Origin of the sequence: Alloalcanivorax marinus, from assembly GCF_016906305.1 — a bacterium.
GTDB lineage: Bacteria > Pseudomonadota > Gammaproteobacteria > Pseudomonadales > Alcanivoracaceae > Alloalcanivorax > Alloalcanivorax marinus.
The window spans coordinates 1-17,896 of record NZ_JADDOL010000037.1 but is presented as its reverse complement, the minus strand read 5'-3'; the positions used below and the strand labels follow the sequence as shown (position 1 = coordinate 17,896).

Annotated in this window: 19 protein-coding genes; 7 read left to right on the top strand and 12 right to left on the bottom strand. The window is 69.7% G+C overall.

Annotated elements, in window-relative coordinates:
- Positions 1–62: 62 nt before the first annotated feature.
- The 5 genes from IM760_RS18115 to dapF form a co-directional block, all read right to left on the bottom strand.
- Positions 63–383 carry a YqcC family protein gene (locus tag IM760_RS18115; protein WP_204431640.1) on the bottom strand — a complete coding sequence of 107 codons (321 nt, stop codon included), beginning with the start codon at positions 381–383 and terminating at the stop codon, positions 63–65.
- The gene (locus tag IM760_RS18110; RefSeq protein WP_204431639.1) at positions 383–1,090 is read right to left on the bottom strand and encodes an HAD family hydrolase; all 708 of its coding nucleotides are present in this window, start codon (positions 1,088–1,090) and stop codon (positions 383–385) included. Before IM760_RS18110 ends, IM760_RS18115 begins: the two co-directional genes overlap by 1 nt.
- 87 nt (positions 1,091–1,177) lie before the next feature.
- Positions 1,178–2,095, bottom strand: coding sequence for a tyrosine recombinase XerC (gene xerC / locus IM760_RS18105; protein ID WP_204431638.1), 918 nt, complete (start codon positions 2,093–2,095; stop codon positions 1,178–1,180).
- Between the two features lie 7 nt (positions 2,096–2,102).
- Positions 2,103–2,831 carry a DUF484 family protein gene (locus IM760_RS18100; protein ID WP_204431637.1) on the bottom strand — a complete coding sequence of 243 codons (729 nt, stop codon included), beginning with the start codon at positions 2,829–2,831 and terminating at the stop codon, positions 2,103–2,105.
- Positions 2,828–3,682, bottom strand: coding sequence for a diaminopimelate epimerase (gene dapF, locus IM760_RS18095; protein ID WP_204431636.1), 855 nt, complete (start codon positions 3,680–3,682; stop codon positions 2,828–2,830). The genes IM760_RS18100 and dapF overlap by 4 nt, the downstream gene beginning before the upstream one ends.
- A gap of 153 nt (positions 3,683–3,835) precedes the next feature.
- Between dapF and IM760_RS18090 the strand changes: the two genes are divergently transcribed.
- A complete protein-coding gene (locus tag IM760_RS18090; RefSeq protein WP_204431635.1) occupies positions 3,836–4,666 on the top strand; it encodes a 23S rRNA (adenine(2030)-N(6))-methyltransferase RlmJ in 831 nt (276 codons plus the stop codon).
- 258 nt (positions 4,667–4,924) lie between these two features.
- Here the strand turns inward: IM760_RS18090 and IM760_RS18085 are convergent, their stop codons facing one another.
- The 7 genes from IM760_RS18085 to argH all read right to left on the bottom strand — a co-directional run bounded on the left by IM760_RS18085 (position 4,925) and on the right by argH (position 11,904).
- Positions 4,925–6,142 carry a glycosyltransferase family protein gene (locus IM760_RS18085; protein WP_204431634.1) on the bottom strand — a complete coding sequence of 406 codons (1,218 nt, stop codon included), beginning with the start codon at positions 6,140–6,142 and terminating at the stop codon, positions 4,925–4,927.
- Entirely contained in the window at positions 6,135–6,983 is an 849-nt protein-coding gene (locus IM760_RS18080; protein ID WP_204431633.1) for an HAD-IIB family hydrolase, read from the bottom strand. Before IM760_RS18080 ends, IM760_RS18085 begins: the two co-directional genes overlap by 8 nt.
- A gap of 20 nt (positions 6,984–7,003) precedes the next feature.
- Positions 7,004–8,245, bottom strand: a complete 1,242-nt coding sequence (lysA, locus tag IM760_RS18075) for a diaminopimelate decarboxylase (protein ID WP_204431641.1) — start codon at positions 8,243–8,245, stop codon at positions 7,004–7,006.
- Positions 8,246–8,247: 2 nt separating this feature from the next.
- A complete protein-coding gene (gene lptM / locus IM760_RS18070; protein ID WP_204431632.1) occupies positions 8,248–8,424 on the bottom strand; it encodes an LPS translocon maturation chaperone LptM in 177 nt (58 codons plus the stop codon).
- Between the two features lie 70 nt (positions 8,425–8,494).
- On the bottom strand, positions 8,495–9,139 hold the full coding sequence (locus IM760_RS18065; protein WP_204431631.1) for a hypothetical protein: 645 nt from the start codon (positions 9,137–9,139) through the stop codon (positions 8,495–8,497).
- Between the two features lie 88 nt (positions 9,140–9,227).
- The gene (locus IM760_RS18060; RefSeq protein ID WP_204431630.1) at positions 9,228–10,505 is read right to left on the bottom strand and encodes a glycerate kinase type-2 family protein; all 1,278 of its coding nucleotides are present in this window, start codon (positions 10,503–10,505) and stop codon (positions 9,228–9,230) included.
- A 7-nt stretch (positions 10,506–10,512) separates the two neighbouring features.
- A complete protein-coding gene (gene argH, locus IM760_RS18055; protein WP_204431629.1) occupies positions 10,513–11,904 on the bottom strand; it encodes an argininosuccinate lyase in 1,392 nt (463 codons plus the stop codon).
- A gap of 98 nt (positions 11,905–12,002) precedes the next feature.
- On the opposite strand from argH, the gene IM760_RS18050 reads away from it, so the two are divergent.
- From IM760_RS18050 to IM760_RS18025, 6 genes are all read left to right on the top strand, one after another.
- Complete coding sequence (locus tag IM760_RS18050; protein WP_204431628.1) at positions 12,003–13,031, top strand: sensor histidine kinase; 1,029 nt, start codon at positions 12,003–12,005, stop codon at positions 13,029–13,031.
- 21 nt (positions 13,032–13,052) lie between these two features.
- Positions 13,053–13,811, top strand: coding sequence for a LytR/AlgR family response regulator transcription factor (locus IM760_RS18045; RefSeq protein WP_204431627.1), 759 nt, complete (start codon positions 13,053–13,055; stop codon positions 13,809–13,811).
- Between the two features lie 57 nt (positions 13,812–13,868).
- A complete protein-coding gene (gene hemC, locus IM760_RS18040) occupies positions 13,869–14,804 on the top strand; it encodes a hydroxymethylbilane synthase (RefSeq protein ID WP_204431626.1) in 936 nt (311 codons plus the stop codon).
- The gene (locus IM760_RS18035; RefSeq protein ID WP_204431625.1) at positions 14,801–15,499 is read left to right on the top strand and encodes a uroporphyrinogen-III synthase; all 699 of its coding nucleotides are present in this window, start codon (positions 14,801–14,803) and stop codon (positions 15,497–15,499) included. Before hemC ends, IM760_RS18035 begins: the two co-directional genes overlap by 4 nt.
- Before the next feature lie 103 nt (positions 15,500–15,602).
- Positions 15,603–16,586 carry a uroporphyrinogen-III C-methyltransferase gene (locus tag IM760_RS18030; protein WP_204431624.1) on the top strand — a complete coding sequence of 328 codons (984 nt, stop codon included), beginning with the start codon at positions 15,603–15,605 and terminating at the stop codon, positions 16,584–16,586.
- A complete protein-coding gene (locus IM760_RS18025; protein ID WP_204431623.1) occupies positions 16,583–17,821 on the top strand; it encodes a heme biosynthesis protein HemY in 1,239 nt (412 codons plus the stop codon). The genes IM760_RS18030 and IM760_RS18025 overlap by 4 nt, the downstream gene beginning before the upstream one ends.
- The last annotated feature ends 75 nt before the right edge of the window (positions 17,822–17,896 follow it).

Genomic DNA, 17,896 nt, shown 5'->3' with positions numbered 1-17,896 from the left:
ATGGTAGCTAATCATCTCCCTGCGGAGAGACACAAGGAGCGACTTCAGTCGCGATAACGCGGTCAGAAATGATCGTCGAAATCCCGGATCAGGGCCACCAGCCGATCCGTGTCCTCGGGCAGATCGCGCAGGGTTTCCTCGGCCAGGGGCGCCACGTCGCACTGGGCGGGCAGCGGGTGGTCCTCGGCCAGGATCGCCCGGAAGCGGGCGATGAACACCCACTGCAGCCATTGGCTGAATTTCATGGTGTCGGCGAAGAATGGGGTGGCGCTTTCAAAGGCCTCCGGTTCCGGGGGCAGGGTTTCCCAGAGATTCAGGGATTCCATCTCGCTCTGCATGTCGTTGAGCAGGCCGGTCAGGGCCTGGCGTTGGTCGGTGGTCATCAGTTGTCCAATAGCGGCAGCAGGTCCGGCAGTTCCCGCAGATGGTGAATGTGATGGTCGGGGCGATCCAGGTCGTCGGGCCAGTCCAGATCGATCAGGTTGGCCCACACCGCCTGAAAACCGTGGCGCCGGGCGGCGTCCACGTCCTCCACCGGATGATCGCCCACGTGCAGGGCCTGATCCGGCTCCACCCCGGCGCTGCGCAGCGCCGCCCGGAACATGTCCGGCTCCGGCTTGCGCCGGCCGATGCTCTCCGCGGAATGGTGAAAGCGGAACAGATCGGCGATGCCGATCCGCTTCAGGTCCGAGTTGCCGTTGCTGAGGGCGCCCAGCGTATAGCTGTCGGCCAGCGTCTCCAGCACCTCCAGGGCGCCGGGAAAGAAACTCACCTGGTTGCGCGCCTCATGGAACACCAGAAAGGCGTCGGCGGCGATGTGGCGCGCCTCCTTGTCCTCGAACCCGGCCGCCATGAAGGCCTCGGCCATGGCGTCCCGGCGCAGGCGGGTGAGGTTGTTCAGGTAATCCGGATGCTCGCGCACCAGCCGGTCGCGCACCGTGCGGATGCGCGCCGGGGTCAGCGCCCGGGCGGCGTCCGGATGATGGTCCGCGATCCAGTCGCTGGTGGTGCGTTCGGCCTGGCGTATCACCTCGTCCACCGGCCACAGGGTGTTGTCCAGGTCGAAGGTGATCAGTTTGAGTCCGGTCATGGTGAGAGATGATAAGCGGCGCGGCGGCGCGGATAAACGGTGGATTGGTGAAATCGTGAGGCGGTATCGGCGTTCCGTGGCGCCGGCTCAGTCCGCCGGGTCGTCACCGCCGCCGCGCCGGCGCTGGGCGCGGGGGTGGGCGCCGTCGTAGATCTTCGCCAGGTGCTGGAAATCCAGGTGGGTGTACACCTGGGTGGTGGCCAGGTTGGCGTGGCCCAGCAGTTCCTGGACCGCGCGCAGGTCGCCGGAGGATTCCAGCACATGGGTGGCGAACGAATGGCGCAGCTTGTGCGGGTGCAGATGATCCTCCAGGCCCCGGGCCAGGGCCGCCCGGCGCAGCCGCTGCTGCACCGCGGACGGGGACAGGCGCCGCCCGCGCTGGCTGACGAACAGGGCGCGCTGGTCCGGGTCGTGGACCAGACTGGCGCGGGCCTGGAGCCAGGCGCGCAGCGCCTTGAGCGCCGGCTTGCCCACCGGCAGTACCCGGGTCTTGTTGCCCTTGCCGGTGACCACCAGCTCGGCGGAACCGGCGGACACACTGTCCAGGTCCAGGCTGAGCAGTTCCGCCAGCCGCAGCCCGCAGCCGTACAGCAACTCCAGCATGGCCTGGTCGCGGCGCGCCAGGGGGCCGTCGCCGTCCGGGTGGTCGAGCAGATGGCGGGCCTGGTCCGCGTCCAGGGCCTTGGGCAGCCGCTTGCCGCTTTTCGGCGCGCGCACGTCCAGGGCCGGATTGTCCCGGGCCCACCCTTCGCGGATCAGGTAGCCATAGAAGGTGCGCAGCGAGGACAGCAAGCGTTGCAGGCTGCGCCCGCCCAGGCCGCGCCGGTGCAGGGTGGCCACCAGGGCGCGCACGTCATGGGCGGTGACCGCCGGCCAGTCCGGGCTCAGCACCTCGGCGGCGCGGCGCAGGTCGCGGCGGTAGTGATTGACGGTGTGCGGCGACAGCCGCCGCTCGCTGGCCAGATGGCGGGCGAAGGCGTCGATGGCGGCCTGCCGGTCGCTCACGGCGGGCTCAGGCGCGCTGCGCGTGGCGGTTGGCCGCCGGGCCGCTCACCTCCACCAGCCGGCGGCTGAGCACCTGGCCGATATGGCTGATGAACAGGGTGCCCAGGGAGCTGCGGAAGTGCATGGCGTCGCCGCTGCCAATGGCCAGCACGCCGAGCCGGCCGTTGTGTTCCAACGGCACCACCGCGGCGGATTTGACCGCCTCGGCCCGGTCCTGGAACAGCGCCGCCAGTTCTTCCTGGCGCAGCACGCCGCACACCGCCTTGCCGGTGCGCAACAGCGGCCCCAGGGCGGCGGGCAGGTCCTCCGGGTCGACGAAACGCACCTGCTTGCGCACTTCGCCGAGCAGCTTGGCTTCCCGGTCGTGCAGCAGCAGCGACACGGTGTCGCAGCGGAATTCCTGCTCCAGGCCCTGCAGCAGCTGCCGCAGCAGCTTGTCGGTGTTGCGCGCTTCCAGCAGCGCCAGGGTCAGACGGCGGGTGTGTTCGAACAGCAGATCGTTTTCCCGGGCCACGTCGATCAGGCCGTTGAGCCGCTCGCGCAGTTCCTGGTTACGGTCGCGCAGGATCGAGGCCTGGCGCTCCAGCAGCGACACCGCCGGTCCGCGCGGATCGGGCAGGCGCATCAGCTCGAGCAGATCGGGGCGGTCCTGGAAAAATTCGGGATGGCGGCGCAGAAAAGCGGCCACCTGATCGGCGCCGGGCAGGGTGGCGCCGGGCTGAGTGTCGTCGGTCATTGGCGGGGCTCCACGTCGATCTCGCCATCATAGACACGGCTGGCCGGGCCTGTCATCAGGATGCCCCCCTGGCCGTCGTAGCGGACCTGCAGGGTGCCGCCGGGCAGATGCACGGTGACCGCCTCGTCGAGCAGGCCACGGCGCTGGCCGCACACCACCGCCGCGCAGGCGCCGGAGCCGCAGGCCAGGGTTTCGCCGGCGCCGCGCTCGAACACCCGCAGGCGGATCTCGTCGCGGCCGACGATCTGCATGAAGCCGGCGTTGACCCGCTCCGGGAACCGCTCGTGGCGCTCCAGCAGCGGGCCCAGGGTTTCCACCGGCGCGCTGTCCACGTTCTCCACCAGCATCACCAGATGGGGATTGCCCAGGCCCACGGCGGACACTTCGTAGGCGTTCTGGCCGGCCACCAGAATATAGGTGTCGGCCTCGGCGTCGGCCTGGAACGGCACCGCCGCCGGCGCCCAGCGCGGCGCGCCCATGTCCACGGTCACCAGACCGTCGTCGGTGACCCGCAGGGTCATCAGCCCCTCGGCGGTTTCCACCCGGATTTCGTGCTTGCCGGTGTGGCCCTGATCGCGCACGAAACGGGCGAAGCAGCGCGCGCCATTGCCGCACTGGCCCACCTCGGACCCGTCGCTGTTGAAGATCCGGTAGCGGAAATCCACGCCCTCGTGCCGGGCCGGTTGCACCACCAGCAACTGATCGAAACCGACGCCGAAATGGCGGTCGCCAAGCCGGCGCAGCTCCGCCTCCGGCAACGGCGGCCCGTCCTCGGGCAGGGGCTGGGTCAGCCCGTCCACGACCATGAAGTCGTTGCCGAGGCCGTGCATTTTGGTGAAACGGAGGCGCATGGGAATCCCGCCAGACAGTTCAATAAGACGGTCCATTGTACGGCCCGCTCGGGCGCGGGAACAGGGCGGCGCACGCAGCCGGTTTCCCGGTATGTTGCGGCGCCGACGGGCCGGTGGTCTACAATGTCCGCCCCCCGACCTCTGGAACCGCCCATGCTTTCCTACCGCCACTCCTACCACGCCGGCAACTTCGCCGATGTCCTCAAACATCTGGTGCAGGTGGCGGTGCTCGACCATCTGCGCCTCAAGGACAAGCCGTTCCTGGTGCACGACACCCACGGTGGCGCCGGGCTGTTCGCGGTGGACGACGCGCACATGCAGAAAACCGGGGAATACCGGGACGGCATCGGCCGGCTGTGGGAACGCCGTTTCGAAGCGCCCCTGATCAACCGCTACCTGAACGTGGTGGCCGGCTTCAGCCGCCCCGGGGCGCTCAGCCACTACCCGGGCTCGCCGGCGATCAGCGCCGCCCTGCTGCGTGACCAGGACCGCCTGCAGATCACCGAGCTGCACAGCACCGACTTCGAATTGCTGGAAGCCCGCTTCGGCGGCGACCGCCGCATCCGCCTGGCCAGGCAGGACGCCCTGGCCGGCATCAAGGCGCTGCTGCCGCCGGTGCACAAACGGGGGCTGGTGCTGATCGATCCGTCCTACGAACTGGGCGGCGACGAGGCGGCCACCCTGGAGGCGGTGGAAGAAGGGCTGCGGCGCTTCAACACCGGCTGCTTCGCGATCTGGTACCCGGTACTGGAACGGCGCCGCGCGGACCGCTTCGCCCAACGCCTGATGGCCCTCGCGCCCAAGCACCTGCGCGCCGAACTGTGCGTGCTCCGCGACGGCGGCGCCCGAGGCATGACCGGCTCGGGCATGGTGGTGCTGAACCCGCCCTGGACCCTGGGCGAACAACTGCAAACGGCCCTGCCCATCCTCCACCGCACCCTGGACCAGGGCGGCGGCACCCAACGACTCATCCTCTCCCAGTAACAGCGCCGCGGAATGCTACCTCGGAGCGTCTCGTCGTGGGCCCCCTTCCGGGACCCTTGAGAACAGGACGTTCGAAAGGGAGCCCCCAGGGGTGAGGCAAGCGTGTTGCGAAGCACCGCTTCGCGCGCCGCCGAACGCCGCCCATCTGTGATGGGTGGCCGGGCCCGCTTGCGGGGGTTCACGGCGTTCCCGGAAGGGGGCCCACGACGAGACGCGGCCCTCCTGGAGAGCTAGCCCCGCTGGAGAAACCGCGCCGACTCATACCTCCCCGGCGTTATCCAACTCCACCGCCTCATGCATCCGCTCCAACAGATCCGGAAACGCCGCCAGCACCCGGTTCCAGCTGGGAATGAACGGCTTGTCCCGGGGATGCTCCAGAAACGCCTTGCCCGCCTCCATCAGATTGTCCGCGAACAACTCCACCGCCTGCTCCTCGCTGTGCCGATCCAGCTTCAGACCGTTCATCAGCGCATCGTTGTAATAGGCCTCGATCAGATCCAGCGCAATGCGGTAGTACGTCGCCTTGATGGTGCGAAAATCCTCCACGTTGATCTGCACGCCCAGGGTGGCGAGCTTGCGATAGAGCGCCTTGGCGATGTCCAGGCTCATGCGGTTGAGGCCGCCGCCGGCATCGTCCTCGGACATGGGCTGATGCTTGTGGTCGTAGGCATCGGCGATGTCCACCTGGCACAGCCGCTTGGTGGAATAATTGCGGTGCACCTCGGACAGCACGCCGATCTCCAGCCCCCAATCGCTGGGAATGCGAATGCTCTCCAGCACGTCGGTGCGCATGGAAAACTCCCCGGACAGCGGATAGCGGTAGCTGTCCAGATACTCCAGGTAGGGCAGGTTGCCGTAGATCTTTTTCAGGGCGCGCAGCAGTGGCGTCACCATCAGGCGCGCCACCCGGCCGTTGAGCTTGCCGTCGGCGATGCGCGGGTAATAGCCCTTGCAGAATTCGTAATTGAACTGGGGGTTGGCCACCGGGTAGATCAGCCGCGCCAGCAGCCCCCGGTCGTAGGTGACGATGTCGCAGTCGTGCAGGGCCACCGCCTCGGTGCGGGTGGTCTGCACGTAGCCGGCGCAGTACCACACATTGCGGCCCTTGCCCGGTTCGTCCGGGGCCAGGTCCTCGCCACGCAGCTCCGCATCCAGGGCCTGCAGACGCGGCCCGTCGTTCCACAGGATACGGTGCTTCTGCGGCAGCCGGGAAAAGAACGTCCGGGCGTGCAGAAACTGGTCCCGGTCGGCCCGGTCCAGGCCGATGACGATTTCGCTCAGGTACGGCACCCGCGCCAGCTCGTCGACGATGTGGCTCAACGCCGGGCCCTCCAGCTCGGAATACAGCGACGGCAGAATCAGGCCCATGGGCCGCCGTTTGGCGAAGCGGGTGAGCTCCTGTTCCAGGTCTTCCACGGAGCGCTGCTGCAGATTGTGGAAGTTGGTGATCAGACCGTTCTGGTAGAAATCACTCATGGCCGTTCTCCTTGTCGGGCCCGTCCTTCAAAAGCCAGTGCTCCAGACCTTCCACCCAGCCGCGCGGACCCGGTTGGCCGGTGCGGTACAGGGCGTCCTGGCGGGGCGCCACCGGCAAATCGTGGGCGCCGCGAATCAGCACCGCCCGTTCCACCGCCTCCAGCAGGGGCAGGTCGTTGGGGCCGTCCCCCAGCCCCAGGGTGCGGGCGTCCCGACCGTGCAGCTCCCGGTAACGGGCCGCCAGCCAGCGCACCGCCCGGCCCTTGTCCACCCGGCCCATGACGTGCCGGAAGCGGCCGCCCCGGGTGACGGTGAGGCCGTCCCCTTCCAGCACCTTGCAAAAGCGTTGCCAACCGGGCTCGTCGCCGTCCCAGAGCAGCGGCTGGCTGCCTTCCCGTTGCCGGGCCCGGGCGGCGTCCGCCGGGGGCAGGCCGGTGAGGGCGGCGGCTTCGTCGTCACTGAGCTCGGAGAACAGCCGCACCGGCGCGCCCTGTTCGGTGGCCAGGGCGTGCAGGCGCGCGGCCAGGGCGTCGGCGGGCTCGCCGGGGGTGAACAGGGTCAGGCCGTCGCTCTCGGGAGGCGGGTCGCCGGGACGGCGCCATTCGACGGGCAGGCCGATCACGGCGCCGTTCTCGGTGACGAAGGGGGTGTGTTCCAGATGCAGCTGACGGCGCAGCACCGCCAGCTCGGCGCGGGTCTTGCTGGTCACCGGGATCACCGCGTCGCCCCGCGCCGCCAGCCGGCGCAGCCAGGGCGCCGCCGGCGACCAGTCGTAGTCGTGGTGATCGAGCAGGGAGCCGTCCAGGTCGGTGAAGACCAGCAGGCGGGGTGCCCGTTCCATGGCGCCGCCCGCTTCCCCGGTCAGGGAAGCAGGGTCTCCAGCCGCAGCTGATCTTCCAGGGTTTCCCGGGCGCGCACCAGGAACGCCTGGTCGCCGTCCACCATCACTTCGGCGGGGCGGTTGCGGCTGTTGTAGTTGCTGGCCATGGCGAAGCCGTAGGCGCCGGCGGAGCGCACCGCCAGCAGGTCGCCGGGCTCCAGGGCCAGGGCCCGGTCCTTGCCCAGGAAGTCGCCGGTTTCGCACACCGGGCCGACGATGTCCCAGTCGCGGCAGTCCGCCTCATGGGGCGTGACCGGCACGATGTCCTGCCAGGCCGCGTACAGGCTGGGCCGGATCAGGTCGTTCATGGCCCCGTCGACGATGGCGAAGTTGCGGTGCTCGGTGGGCTTGAGAAACAGCACCTGGGTCAGAAACAGCCCGGCGTTGGCGGCGATGGAACGGCCCGGCTCGATGTGCACCGGCAGCTCGCCGGGAATGTGCTTGAGCAGGGCGGCCACGTAATCCGACGGCGGCGGCGGGGTTTCGTCCCGGTAGGTGACGCCCAGGCCGCCGCCCAGATCCAGATGATGAATCTCGATGCCCAGGTTCTGCAGCTCGCCGAGCAACTTCAGCACCCGCTCCAGGGCGTCCTCGAACGGATCCAGCCGGGTCAGCTGGCTGCCGATGTGGCAGTCGATGCCGCGCACCGCGATGTGCGGTAGTTCGGCGGCGCGCTGATACAGGGCCGGCGCCTTCTGGATGTCCACGCCGAACTTGTTTTCCTTGAGGCCGGTGGAAATGTACGGGTGGGTCTGGGCGTCCACGTCCGGGTTCACCCGGATCGAGATCGGCGCCACCGCGTCCAGCTCACCGGCCACCAGATTGAGCAGTTCCAGCTCGGCGGCGGACTCCACGTTGAAGCAGTGGATGCCGGCCTTCAGGGCGGCGGCCATTTCCTCGGCGGTCTTGCCGACCCCGGAAAACACGATCTTGTCCGGGTCGCCACCGGCGCGCAGCACCCGCTCCAGTTCACCGCCGGAAACGATGTCGAAGCCGGCGCCGCAACGGGCCAGCACGTTCAGTACCGCCAGGTTGCTGTTGGCCTTCACCGCGTAGCAGATACGGTGCGGGTGCTCGCCGAAGGCGTCGTCGAAGGCGGTATAGTGGCTTTCCAGGGCGTCCCGGGAATACACGTACAGCGGCGTGCCGAAGCGCTCCGCCAGTTGCGCCACCGGCACTTCCTCGGCGTAGAGGGTGCCGTCGCGGTAGGAAAAGGGGGCCATGGTCATTGCGGCTCGTCCTGATTGTCGTTGTCGTCCTCGTCCTGCTCGGACGTGGCCGGCAAGGGGGTGGTCTGCGCGGGCGGCGCGGCCTGCGCCGGCTCCCGGGGCGCCATATACAACGGGCCCTTCTGCCCGCAGCCGGCGAGCAGCATCATCGCCAGCAGGCAAAGTACACGCATGGAACACTCCTGCGAAAAAGTCCGGGCAGTATAGCGGTTTCGGGATGACGAAACGACGCGCCAGGGCGCCTCAGGCCGCCGCGCGGATCGCTTTGTAATCCCGGGCCAGTTTGGTGCGCACCAGGGCCGCCATCAATTCCGCGAAGCGCGACGCCGGCACCAGCCGCGCCAGCGCGCGGGCCTCCTCCGGCAGATCCAGGCGCCCGGCGGCGGACAGGGCGGCCGGGTCGGCGAACGGCTGGAACTCCGGCCAGGCCACCTGCACTTCGCGCAGAAAAATGGCGGCGCCGGTGTCGCCGATGCCCTTGAAACGCTTAAGTGCTTTTTGGGCCCGCTCCGGGTCGCCGTCGGCCTCGTCGCGCAGCCGGCGCAGGTCGCCCCGGTAGCGGCTTTGCACCTGCTCGGTGAGGTCCGCCAGCTGGGTGGCGGTCTTCTCGTCCACCCGCGCGTAGCCCGCCCGGTTGAGGGTGTCGGTGCGTTGTCGCCAGGTGCTGTCGGCCAGTTTGGCGGGGGTGGTCCAGCCCGCCTCGCGCAGGGCGCGGGCGCCGTGCATGGCCACGTTGGCCTGCACCGGCGCGCTGGTCAGCAGCGAGAAATACAGCAATTGGAACAAGGGGGCGGGGGTGTTGCGGCGTATCGGGGCGCCCAGCTCGGCGGCGAAGGTGCGCCCATGGTGGCGCAGCAGCGCCCGGGCCCGTTCGGTCTGGGTGGTCATGGCGGCCTCCTTGCGAACCGTGATCGGAGGTCCAGGTTAGCAGGGCGGGGAGCGGGTGAAGCGGAGTGTCGGAAGGATTTAACAGGGATTAACCGGTCACCAGAATAGCCCGGAAGTCGTTCACGTTGGTGCCGGTGGGGCCGGTGATCAGGCTGTCGTCCAGCGCCTGGAAGAAGGAGTGGGCGTCGTTACCGTCCAGGGCGGCGCGGGCGTCCAGGCCCAGGGTGGCGGCCCGGGTCAGGCTGTCCGGCGACCACAGGGCGCCGGCGATGTCGGCGCCGCCGTCCACCCCGTCGGTGTCCGCGAACAGGGCGTGCACGCCGGCCATCGGCCCCAGGGCCAGGCCAAAGCCGAGCAGGCCCTCCACGTTGCGGCCGCCGACGCCGTCGCCGCGCACGGTGACGGTGGTCTCGCCGCCGCTCAGCAGCACGCAGGGCGGCGCCAGCGGCTGGCCGTGGCGGCCAACCTGGGCGGCGATGCCGGCCAGCACCCGGCCCAGTTCCCGCGCTTCCCCTTCCAGCCCATCGCCCAGAATCATCGGCGTGACGCCGGCGGCCCGGGCCACCCGGGCGGCCGCTTCCAGCGCGGTCTGGCCGCTGGCGACCAGGCGTGTTTCATGGTCGTCGGGCAGAGCCAGGGCGGGGTCGTCGCGGTGTTTTTCCAGGTGGGCGATGACCCGGGCGGGCGCGTCGATGGCATAGCGCCGCAGGATCGCCAGGGCGTCGGCGGCGGTGGTGGGGTCCGCCACGGTGGGGCCGGAGGCGATGTCGTGAGGGGCGTCCCCGGGCACGTCGGACAGCAGCAGTGAGAGCACCGGCGCCGGCGCGCAGGCGGCGGCCAGCCGCCCGCCCTTGATCGCCGACAGCTGCCGGCGCACGGTGTTGATCTCGCCGATGGTGGCGCCGCTGCGCAGCAGTGCCCGGCCCAGGGCCTGTTTGTCGTCCAGGGTCAGCCCGGCGGCGGGCAGCGGCAGCAGCGATGAACCGCCGCCGGAGATCAGCGCGATCACCCGGTCCCCGGCGGTCAGGCTTTCGGCCAGGGCCAGCATGCGCCGGGCGGCCCGTTCCCCGGCGGCGTCCGGCACCGGATGGGCCGCTTCCAGCACCTGGATACGCCGGGTCGGCAGCGCCTGGCCGTGGCGGGTGACCACCAGGCCTTCCAGTGTGTCCAGGGCGTCCGGGCCATACCGCTCCAGCCAGTGCGCTTCCAGCACGGTGGCCATGCGCGCCGCCGCCTTGCCGGCCCCCAGCACCACCGTGCGCCCGGACCCGGGCGCCGGCAGATGCGGCGGCAGGCACTGCTCCGGCAACGCCGCGTCCACGGCGGCCTGGAACAGGGATTCGAGAAACGGGCGCGGCGGGATCATGGCGGTGTCAGCCGCCGATCGCTTCCCGGCCCCGGGCGACGGCGGCGCGCACCTGATCGGGGGCGGTGCCGCCGATGTGGTTGCGGGCGCTCACCGAGCCTTCCAGGGTCAGCACCTCGAACACGTCCTCGTCGATCTGGTCGCTGAACTGGCGCAGCTCGGACAGGGACATCTCGCTCAGGTCCTTCTTCTGGTCCACGCCATGGGCTACCGCCTTGCCGACGATCTCGTGGGAGTCGCGGAAGGCGATGCCCTTGCGCACCAGGTAGTCGGCCAGATCGGTGGCGGTGGCGAAGCCGCGGCGGGCCGCCTCGCGCATCACTTCCCGGTTCGGTTCCAGGGCCGGGATCATGTCGGCGAAGGCGCGCAGGCAGCCGGCCAGGGTGTCCACCGCGTCGTACAACGGTTCCTTGTCTTCCTGGTTGTCCTTGTTGTAGGCCAGCGGCTGGCTTTTCATCAGGGTCAGCAGGGCGATCAGGTGGCCGTTGACGCGGCCGGTCTTGCCGCGCACCAGCTCCGGCACGTCCGGGTTCTTTTTCTGCGGCATGATCGAGCTGCCGGTGCAGAAGCGGTCCGGCAGGTCGATAAAGTTGAACTGGGCGCTGGTCCACAGCACCAGCTCCTCGCTGATGCGCGACAGATGGGTCACGCACAGCGCCGTCAGGGCGCAGAACTCAATGGCGAAGTCCCGGTCGCTGACCGCGTCCAGGGAGTTTTCGCAGACGCCGTCGAAACCGAGCAGCTCGCAGGTGCGTTCGCGCAGGATCGGATAGGTGGTGCCGGCCAGGGCGGCGGCGCCCAGGGGCATGCGGTTGACCCGCTTGCGGCAATCGCGCAGCCGCTCGCGGTCGCGCTTGAGCATTTCGAACCAGGCCAGCAGATGGTGGCCGAAGGTCACCGGCTGGGCGGTCTGCAGATGGGTGAAGCCGGGCATGATGGTGGCGGCTTCGCGCTCCGCCAGATCCAGCAGGCCGGTCATCAGGCGGGTCATTTCCCCGTCGATCAGCGCGATCTCGTCGCGCAGCCACAGGCGGATGTCGGTGGCCACCTGGTCGTTGCGGGAGCGGCCGGTGTGCAGCTTCTTGCCGGTGATGCCGATCTTGTCGGTGAGCCGCGCCTCGATGTTCATGTGCACGTCTTCCAGGGCCACGGACCACTGGAACTGGCCGGCCTCGATCTCGGCGCGGATCTCGTCCAGCCCCTGGATGATGGCGTCGCGCTCATCGTTGGTGAGCACGCCGGCCTCGGCGAGCATGCTGGCGTGGGCCTGGGAACCCTGGATATCCTGCCGGTACATGCGGCGGTCGAAGCCGACGCTGGCGGTGAATTCCTGCACGAAGGCATCGGTGGACTCGCTGAAGCGGCCGCCCCAGAGTTGGTTTTGCTGCTGGTCACTCATGTCGTTGCTCGCGTCCGGCGCTGAATTGACGGGGCGCGCAGTATAGCACCGCCGGACGGTGGTATCGTAGGCGGCACCCGGCGAAACGATAAGAACCCATGAACGAGCCGCAGCCCAACGTCTTCCTCCCCGACCTCTGCACCACCCGCGCGGTGCTGGTGGTGGTGGTGGTGATCGAATTGATGGCCATCGTCATCACCCTGGTGGCGGGGTATTTCGAGCCGTTCAGTCTGGAACGGCTGGGGCTGACGTCGCTGTTCGTGCAATGGGTGGGCCTCACCTCGGCGGCGCTGGTGTGCCGGCTGCGCGACCGCCTCAACGGCCTGCCGGCGGCCCGCGCGGCGCTGTCCGTGGTGGGGCTGGTGGTGCTGGATACCCTGGTGTTCAGCCTGGTGGCGCGGGGCTTGCTGGGCTGGGCCGCCGGCGCCGTCGCCGAGCCCCTGTGGCACTGGGACATTCTCGCCAACGTGCTGATCGCGGCCATTATCAGCGGCCTGATGATGCGCTACTTCTACGTGCAGGAGCAGCTCCACCAGAAGGACCGGGCGGAGCTGCGCGCCCGCATCCAGGCGCTGCAGTCGCGTATCCGTCCCCATTTTCTGTTCAACTCCATGAACATCATCGCCACCCTGGTGCGGGTGGACGCGGACGCCGCCGAGCAGGCGGTGGAGGACCTGTCGCGGCTGTTCCGCGCCAGCCTCAAGGAATCCGGCGAGCGCGTGTCCCTGGCGGAGGAACTGTCTCTGTGCGAGCGCTATGTGCGCATCGAGCAACTGCGACTGGGGGACCGGCTGCGAGTGGACTGGCAGGTGGAACTGGATCCCGAAACGGTACGCCTGCCTCTTTTGACCTTGCAGCCGCTGGTGGAGAATGCCATCTATCACGGCATCCAGCCGCGGGCGGAGGGCGGCGTGGTGACCCTGGGGGCGACCGTGGACCAGGGGCGGGTGGTGCTGCGCGTGCACAATCCCAAGCCCGAGCGCGCCGGCGACCACCAGGGCAACCGCATGGCGCTGGACAATATCCGCCATCGTCTGGCGGTGCTGCACGGCCCGGCGGTGCAGGTGGAAGCCCGGGAATCAGAACAACATTACGAAGTCCGCATCAGCTATCCGGTGGAGGGCTAGCGGGCTCAAGGGGGAACGACGATGAACGACGTGGCCAAGACCAGGGTCCTGGTGTGCGATGACGAAGCCCTGGCCCGTCTGCGTCTGCGCCGTCTGGTGGAAAGTGCCCATATGGAGGTCACCGCGGAGGCCGCCAGCGGCCGCGAGGCGGTGGAATTCGCCGGGCGCACCCGGCCGGACGTGGTGCTGATGGACATCCGCATGCCGGACATGGACGGCCTGGAAGCCGCCGCCCATTTGCAGAAGATGGACCACCCGCCGGCGGTGATCTTCTGCACCGCCTATGAGGAACACGCGCTGCAGGCGTTCCGCGTGCACGCGGTGGACTACCTGCTCAAGCCGGTCAACGGCGACGACCTGCGCCGGGCCCTCAACCGCACCCGTTCGCTCAACCGCGTGCAGATCGCCGAGATGAGCCACAAGCTGGCGGTCAACCGCACCGGTCGCCGCCGGCATCTCAGCGCCCGCACCCATCGCGGCCTGGAACTGGTGCCGGTGGAGGAAGTGCGCTACTTCCAGGCGGACCAGAAATACGTGGCGGTGCATTTCGACGGCGGCTATGTGCTGATCGACGAGCCACTGAAGAGCCTGGAGCAGGAATTCGGCGATCTGTTCGTGCGCATCCACCGCAGCACCCTGGTGTCGCTGCACTTTATCGAAAGCATGGAAAACAGCGCCCAGGGGCATTTCGAGGTGCACCTGCGCGGCGTGCGCCGGGCCCTGCCGGTGAGCCGCCGGCACATGGCCGGCCTGCGCCGCGCCCTCACCGGAAAAGGGTAAACGGGCACCCGTGTAACGGGTACAATCCCGGGTCTCCATTTTCCTCCGGGAGTTTTCATGTCCGCCGAGATTCTGCGCATCGCCACCCGTTCCAGCCCGCTTGCCGTCTGGCAGGCGGAGTACGTCCAGACGCGCCTGGAGGCGCTGCACCCGGGGCTGCGGGTGGAACTGGTGCGGATCAAGACCCAGGGCGACAAGATCCTCGACACGCCGCTGGCCAAGATCGGCGGCAAGGGCCTGTTCGTGAAGGAGCTGGAAGAAGCGATGATGGACGGCCGCGCCGACATCGCCGTGCATTCCATGAAGGACGTGCCCATGGAACTGCCCGAGGGCATGGCCCTGCCGGTGATCTGTGAACGCGAGGACCCCCGGGACGCCTTCGTCTCCAACCACCACGACGCCCTGATGAGCCTGCCCGAGGGCGCCCGCCTGGGCACCTCCAGCCTGCGCCGCCAGGCCCAGGTGCTGGCCAACCGGCCGGACCTGAAGGTCTCCAGCCTGCGCGGCAATGTGCAGACCCGGCTGGGCAAGCTGGACGCCGGCGAATTCGACGCCATCATCCTGGCCGCCGCCGGGCTCAAGCGCCTGGAGATGCACGAGCGCATCCGCTACGAGATGCCGCCGGAAGAATCCCTGCCCGCCGTGGGCCAGGGCGCGGTGGGCATCGAGTGCCGCGCCGACGCCGACCGCACCCGGGAATTGCTGGCACCGCTCAACGACCCGCTGACCTGGGACCGGGTCACCGCCGAGCGCGCCATGAACCGCCGTCTCGAAGGCGGCTGCCAGGTGCCCATCGCCGGCTTCGCCCTGCTCGAGGACGACGGCCGTCTGTGGCTGCGCGGGCTGGTGGCCAGCGAGGACGGCCGCACCGTGCTCACCGCCGAGGACCGGGCCCCCCGGGACCAGGCCCGCGAGCTGGGCGTGGGCATCGCCGAGTCATTGCTGGCCCAGGGCGCCGACCGCATCCTCCGGGAACTGTACGACCGCCAATGAGCCGCGTGGTGATCACCCGGCCGGCGGGCCAGGGCGACGCCCTGGCGGCGCGGCTGCGCCAGGCCGGCCATGAGGCGCTGTGCGTGCCGGCCCTGCGCATCGAACCGCTGCCCCTGGCCGACGCGGATCGCCGCCGGCTGATGGACCTGGACCTGTACCACGCGGTGTTTTTCGTCAGCGCCAACGCCGCCCACCAGGCCCTGGAGCGGATCGCCGATCTCTGGCCGCAGTGGCCGGTGGGGCTGCACTGGCTGGCGGTGGGAGAATCCACGGCGGCGGTGATCCGCGCCGCCGGCCTGACCCCGGAGTACCCCCGCCAGGGTTTCAATTCCGAGGCGGTGCTGGCGCTGCCCTGCCTGGCCGGGGTGGCCGACAAACGGATTCTGATTTGCCGCGGCGACGGCGGCCGGGACTGGCTGGCCGCGCGCCTGCGCGAGCGCGGTGCCACCGTGGACGTGATGCCCTTTTACCGGCGCTTGCCGGACCCGGACCGGCACTGGCCGGCGGGGGCCGATACGGTGATGATCACCAGCGTGGAAGGCTGGCGGGCGCTGGCCGACCGGGTGCCCGCCGGCGCCACCGTGATCGCCGCCGGCGAACGGGTGGCGGCGGCGGTGGCCGCCGACCATGACGGGCCCTTGCGCGTCGCCACCAGCGCCCACGATGCCGATATGCTGGCGGCGCTGGCGCCTTGATATTGGACTCACCGGGCGGCTGTCATTATCTTGAGGCCATTCACAGAGGGAACGCATCTTGCACACGCTTCGCGCCGTTCGGCCTACAAAAAAGGGAGATTCCATGACGCACCGCGCCGTCCGTCGACAGCAGGGCCTGAGCCTGTGGCCGCTGCTCGTTCTGATCGTCATTCTGGCCGCGCTGGGGGCCGCCGGCTGGTGGGGCTGGCAACAGTGGCAGGTGCTGGAAAAGGACCGCCAGGGGCTTGGCCAGCAGGTGGAGACGCTGCGCGGTGAGCTGGATCGCCGCGACCGGGAACGGCGCCAGGCCGAAGGCGAGCTTCGCCAGCAGCAACAGAAGCTGGAAGCGCGCATGGCCCGGGACCGGGAAGCGCTGGCGGACGTGCGCCAGGGCGGCCAGACCCTGTGGCTGATCAATGAAGCGGAGGCGCTGGCCAGCCTGGCCGGTCAGCGGCTGATGCTGACCGGCGACGCCGCCGCCGCGCGGCGGCTGCTGAAGGCCGCCGACGACACCCTGGCCCGGCTCGACGACCCGGACGCGCTGCCGGCCCGCCAGGCCCTGGCCAACGACATGGAAACCCTCAACGGCGCCTTGCAGGTGGACATTCAGGCCATGGTGCTGCGGCTCGGCGCGCTGCAGTCGCTGGTCCCCGAGCTGGCGCTGCCGGAACGGGAAGCGCCGCCCCGCCAGGCGCCGGCGCCGGACCAGGGCAGCTGGTGGTCGCGGCTGCTGGATCAGATGCCGGTGACGGTGAGCCGCCATGACGGCGAAGTGCCGGTGCCGCTCACCGAAACCCAGGCCGCCACTGTGCGGCTGACCCTGGACGCCAGCCTGCAGCAGGCCCGGCTGGCACTGATGCAGGGCCGCGCCAAGGCCTACCAGCAGGCCCTGGACAGCGCCAACACCACCCTGGACCAGTGGTTCCGCGACGACCAGGGCCGGGTCAAACAGATGCGCGCCGCTCTGGAGGAACTGGGCGGCCAGCAGGTGAACCAGGCGCTGCCGGAAATCGGCGCCGGCCTGGACGCCATCCGTCAGCTCAAGCGCGACGTGCTCAAGCGTGACGGCGGGGAGGGCGGCCAATGAAAAAAGCGCTGCTGCTGATCGTGGCGGCCCTGGTGGCCGCCACCCTGCTGGGGCGCTGGATGGCCGCGGACTCCGGCTACGTGCTGGTGATCCGCGACCAGTGGCGCCTGGAAAGCACCCTGGGCTTCGCGGTGCTGGCCGCGATTCTGGCCGCCGTGGCCCTGGTGGTGCTGACCCTGCTGCTGAATCTGCTGTGGAACGCCGCCGAGCCGGTGCGCGCCACCCGCCGGTTCCGGCTCAAGGTGGCCCGCCGACGCCTGAAAAGCGGTTTCATCCTGCTGATGGACGGCGAACTGGATAAAGCCGAGCGGTTGCTGGTGTCCGCCGGTCGCGACGGCGACTGGCCGCTGGTGGCCTGGCTGCTGGCCGCCGAGTGCGCCCGCCAGCGCGGCGACGGCGAGGCGCTGGAGCGTTATCTGCGGGCCGCCGCCGACTGCCGTCGCGGCGACGCGGTGGCGGGCCTGATGCGGGCACGCTTCGCGCTGGACGAGGGCCGGCCGGACCGGGCCCGCCGGGAGCTTCAGGAACTGGCCGAGCGGGCGCCGGGCAACCAGCGGGTGCAGGCGCTGTACGCCGACGTGCTGGAGCGCGAGCGCGACTGGGAGGCGCTGTGCGCCCTGATGCCGCGCCTGCGCCGGGCCCTGGGCGAACAGGCGGCGGCCCGTCGGGAACGGCGCGCCTGGCTGGCGCGCCTGCAGCACCTGGGTCAGAAGCCCGGCTTCAATGACGCGGAAAGCCGCGCTCGGGAACTGCGCGAACTGTGGAAGAAGGTGCCCACCGCGCTGCGTCAGGACCCGGCCATGGTGGCCCGCTTTGCCGGCTTCCTGGCGCAGCTGGGCGACGGCCGCCGGGCCCTGCAACTGGTGCGCGAGCAACTGCAGCGGGACTGGGACGACCGGTTGCCGCCGGTGCTGGAAGCCATCGACGATCTGTCCCCGGACGAGCTGCTGCAGGTTCTGGAAAAATGGCTGCTGGAGCGCCCGGGCAACGCCGCGGTGCTGATCACCGCCGGGCGGGTGGCGCTGAAGGCGCGGCTGTGGGGCAAGGCCCAGAACTTCTTCGAAGCCGCCGCCAATTCCAGCCAGAGCGCCACCGCCCTGGCGGAACTGTCGCGGCTGTATCTGGCCCTGGGCGACCGCACCAAGGCCGCCGCCGTGCTGGAACGGCGGGTGGCGGAACTGGGCGGCGGTCTGCCGGCCCTGCCGATGCCGGACAACGCTACGCAGCCTTCCTGAAGCGGGGTTAATCGCGACTAAAGTCGCTCCTTGTGTCTCTCCGCAGGGAGATGATTAGCTACCATCCCCTGTCAG

Excerpts from the sequence above, each read along its gene's own strand:
- IM760_RS18115 (WP_204431640.1), bottom strand. The coding sequence starts at position 383 with ATGACCACCGACCAACGCCAGGCCCTGACCGGCCTGCTCAACGACATG.
- IM760_RS18110 (WP_204431639.1), bottom strand. The coding sequence starts at position 1,090 with ATGACCGGACTCAAACTGATCACCTTCGACCTGGACAACACCCTGTGG.
- IM760_RS18100 (WP_204431637.1), bottom strand. The coding sequence starts at position 2,831 with ATGACCGACGACACTCAGCCCGGCGCCACCCTGCCCGGCGCCGATCAG.
- dapF (WP_204431636.1), bottom strand. The coding sequence starts at position 3,682 with ATGCGCCTCCGTTTCACCAAAATGCACGGCCTCGGCAACGACTTCATG.
- IM760_RS18090 (WP_204431635.1), top strand. The coding sequence starts at position 3,836 with ATGCTTTCCTACCGCCACTCCTACCACGCCGGCAACTTCGCCGATGTC.
- IM760_RS18085 (WP_204431634.1), bottom strand. The coding sequence starts at position 6,142 with ATGAGTGATTTCTACCAGAACGGTCTGATCACCAACTTCCACAATCTG.
- IM760_RS18080 (WP_204431633.1), bottom strand. The coding sequence starts at position 6,983 with ATGGAACGGGCACCCCGCCTGCTGGTCTTCACCGACCTGGACGGCTCC.
- lysA (WP_204431641.1), bottom strand. The coding sequence starts at position 8,245 with ATGGCCCCCTTTTCCTACCGCGACGGCACCCTCTACGCCGAGGAAGTG.
- lptM (WP_204431632.1), bottom strand. The coding sequence starts at position 8,424 with ATGCGTGTACTTTGCCTGCTGGCGATGATGCTGCTCGCCGGCTGCGGG.
- IM760_RS18065 (WP_204431631.1), bottom strand. The coding sequence starts at position 9,139 with ATGACCACCCAGACCGAACGGGCCCGGGCGCTGCTGCGCCACCATGGG.
- IM760_RS18060 (WP_204431630.1), bottom strand. The coding sequence starts at position 10,505 with ATGATCCCGCCGCGCCCGTTTCTCGAATCCCTGTTCCAGGCCGCCGTG.
- argH (WP_204431629.1), bottom strand. The coding sequence starts at position 11,904 with ATGAGTGACCAGCAGCAAAACCAACTCTGGGGCGGCCGCTTCAGCGAG.
- IM760_RS18050 (WP_204431628.1), top strand. The coding sequence starts at position 12,003 with ATGAACGAGCCGCAGCCCAACGTCTTCCTCCCCGACCTCTGCACCACC.
- IM760_RS18045 (WP_204431627.1), top strand. The coding sequence starts at position 13,053 with ATGAACGACGTGGCCAAGACCAGGGTCCTGGTGTGCGATGACGAAGCC.
- hemC (WP_204431626.1), top strand. The coding sequence starts at position 13,869 with ATGTCCGCCGAGATTCTGCGCATCGCCACCCGTTCCAGCCCGCTTGCC.
- IM760_RS18035 (WP_204431625.1), top strand. The coding sequence starts at position 14,801 with ATGAGCCGCGTGGTGATCACCCGGCCGGCGGGCCAGGGCGACGCCCTG.
- IM760_RS18030 (WP_204431624.1), top strand. The coding sequence starts at position 15,603 with ATGACGCACCGCGCCGTCCGTCGACAGCAGGGCCTGAGCCTGTGGCCG.
- IM760_RS18025 (WP_204431623.1), top strand. The coding sequence starts at position 16,583 with ATGAAAAAAGCGCTGCTGCTGATCGTGGCGGCCCTGGTGGCCGCCACC.